Source organism: Pedobacter sp. 01N416 (genome assembly GCF_056399685.1).
In genome coordinates this window covers 1-1874 of sequence record NZ_JBFTRT010000767.1, presented here as the reverse complement: position 1 = coordinate 1874, position 1874 = coordinate 1, and the positions used below count along the sequence as shown (strand labels likewise).

General features: G+C 39.4%; 2 protein-coding genes. Both read left to right on the top strand.

What is annotated here, in order from left to right:
- Positions 1 to 297 precede the first annotated feature (297 nt).
- The gene (locus tag AC1DND_RS26925) at positions 298 to 1554 is read left to right on the top strand and encodes a prephenate dehydrogenase (protein WP_029278641.1); all 1257 of its coding nucleotides are present in this window, start codon (positions 298 to 300) and stop codon (positions 1552 to 1554) included.
- 9 nt (positions 1555 to 1563) lie between these two features.
- Positions 1564 to 1874 (top strand): hypothetical protein (locus tag AC1DND_RS26920; protein ID WP_477585802.1); only part of this gene is annotated, 311 nt, incomplete at its 3' end.

Below are 1874 nucleotides of genomic sequence, written 5' to 3'. Positions count from 1 at the left end.
AACTGATACTGCCCATTTAGAGATGGGTCGGTATTTTTCGTAGTATCAGGTAAAGTTTGCCCAAAGGCAACGTTTAAAAATAGCATAGCGCCTAAAAACAATAGGGTGTGTTTAATTTTCTGCATAGTTTAAATATAGGTGTTAGAATGTAAAACTACATTTTTATCTATTTTTCCGGTTAATAAAATTTGTTTAAGGTTTTGGCAAATCGATAAAATTGTTCTGGTTTAACATTCTAAATAACAATTTTATCTAAGTTTTATTATAAATTTATTTGCGATAGGTTACATTTGTTTCATGCAAATAGGAATTATTGGTTTGGGCGATATGGGCAAATTGTATGCACTATCGTTCATAAACGCTGGTTATAAGGTATGTGGGGCAGATATGCCCTTACGTTTTACAGATTTAAAAAATGAGCTGGAACCTAAAGGAATCGAGGTTTTAATCGATGGCCATGAGGTTGCCCGTAAATCAGACTTTATTATCTATTGCGTTGAAGCCGAAAAAATTGATGAGGTGGTAGCTGCTTTTGCCCGCTCAACAAAATATGGTGCCATAGTTGCCGGACAAACCTCGGTTAAACATCCCGAAATTGCTGCTTTCGAAAAACACCTTCCAGAGGATACCCAGATTGTAACCTGTCATTCTTTGCATGGTCCGGCATTTAGTCCGGAAGGGCAAACACTTGTGGTAGTGCGTCACCGTGCTACCGATGCTGTTTATGCCAAAGCCTTAGAAATTTATAAATCTTTAAAATCGAACATTATTGAAATGGACGATTATAGGGAGCACGACCGCATTGTGGCCGATACACAGGCGGTAACACACATGGGGTTCGAAAGCATGGGCTCGGCATGGAAAAATGCGGGTTTTTTCCCCTGGGATAATCCGGCATATGCGGGTGGAATCGATAACGTGAAAATTTTGACCACGCTGAGAATTTTTAGTTACAAATCGCACATTTATGCTGGTTTGGCCATTTTAAATCCTTATGCCCAGAAACAGGTAAAATATTATGCGCAGGCCGAATCGGAACTGTTTAAGCTGATGATATGTGAAAATGAGGCGGAGTTTAGGGAAAAGATTTATGCGGCCCGCGATTTCGTTTTTCACGAAAGCCGTTCGCTTTTACTGTTGGATGATAACATCATGAAAGAATTCAGCCTATCGGATGCCAGCCATAAACAGAAACCAAATTCGCATTTAAGTTTGCTGAGCATGGTATATGCCTGGTATAAAATGGGCGTAAACCCTTACGATAACCTGATCTGCCAAACGCCACCTTTTAAATTGAGGCTGGGCATTGCCGAATATCTTTTCAAAAATGAAGCAATGTTAGAGGAGTCGATTAATACTGCTTTGTATGATAAATCTATCCGTGGCGATGATTTAGAATTCCACACCGCGGTGCACGAATGGGCATCGATTATTGGCTATGGCGATTTAAAAGGTTACAAAGAACATTTCGAAGCGGCCAAATCATTCTTCGCCAACCGTTTAAATGATGGAAGAGATTTAAGTGCGGAAATGATTAAGCGATTAGGCAAGTAACTATTAGGGATGAAGATCATTCTGAATAAACCTGATCTGGTTTCGTTGTTGCAACAACAATTAATAGAGATAGAAATACTTTGTGGGGAGTACGATAAAGGAACTGATGTTGTTATTCCATCAATTGCCGAAAAAATCGTCGTGATTTTTCATAACTCCGATCAAGCAAAAGCATTGGTGAGCCAGCTTAAATTAAATCATCTCGATATGTATTGCAGTTCGGAGATTTATGATTTCAAGAGCCTTACTAATTTTATCGGCTTGTTGAAACTGGCACATCGTACTGGAAAGGGATGGGCGTATGTTGCTGGGTTAGACCG

Excerpts from the sequence above, each read along its gene's own strand:
- AC1DND_RS26925 (WP_029278641.1), top strand. The coding sequence starts at position 298 with ATGCAAATAGGAATTATTGGTTTGGGCGATATGGGCAAATTGTATGCA.